Source organism: Mycobacterium sp., assembly GCF_008709575.1.
Taxonomy (GTDB): domain Bacteria; phylum Actinomycetota; class Actinomycetes; order Mycobacteriales; family Mycobacteriaceae; genus Mycobacterium.
Map to the genome: position 1 here is coordinate 1 of NZ_VYIK01000332.1, position 706 is coordinate 706.

General features: G+C 69.5%; 1 protein-coding gene. It reads left to right on the top strand.

The features are described 5' to 3' along the window. On the top strand, positions 1 to 642 hold a 642-nt coding region (locus tag F6Q13_RS18775; RefSeq protein WP_293059741.1), incomplete at its 5' end, for a LysR substrate-binding domain-containing protein. Positions 643 to 706 lie beyond the last annotated feature (64 nt).

Here is a 706-nt window from a genome sequence, read left to right on the forward strand (position 1 = left end):
GTCCGCCTGATCGAAGTCGCCCACGAGGTCGACGCGGGCCTGGGTTCGCTGCGAGCCGAAAGCCGCCAGCGGATCAAGGTGGTGGCCAGCCAAACGGTCGCCGAACAACTCATGCCCAACTGGCTGGTCTCCCTGCAAACCACCAGACCCGACGGCGTCCCCGAAGTCATTCTGACTGCGACCAACAGCGAGCGTGCCATCGCCGCGGTCCGCGACGAGCTGGTGATCGTCGTGCCGCCAGACCACAAGTGGGCCCGAAGGTCCGCGGGCGTCAGCGCTGCCGAACTCGCGCAAACGCCCCTGGTGACCCGCGAGCCTCACTCGGGCATACGCGATTCTCTTACCGCGGCCCTCAAAGATGCACTGGGCGATGACATGGTCCAGGCGCCGCCGGTGCTCGAGTTGTCTTCGGCTGCCGCTATGCGTGCCGCCGTCCTGGCCGGCGCGGGACCGGCGGTGATGAGCCGGCTGGCGGTAGCCGACGACTTGGCGGTCGGTCGGCTGCGCGCCATCGCCGTCCCCGAGTTGAACCTCCGCCGCCAGCTTCGGGCTATCTGGGCCGGGGGCCGAACCCCGCCCGCCGGCGCCGTGCGAGATTTGCTCAGCCACATCACGAGCCGCGCGCCCAAGTCCGGCAGGTAGGCCGGCCGGTGCACCAGAGGTTAAGCGGAGACCTCAGGCCGCGACGTGGTCGGCCACCTTCGAC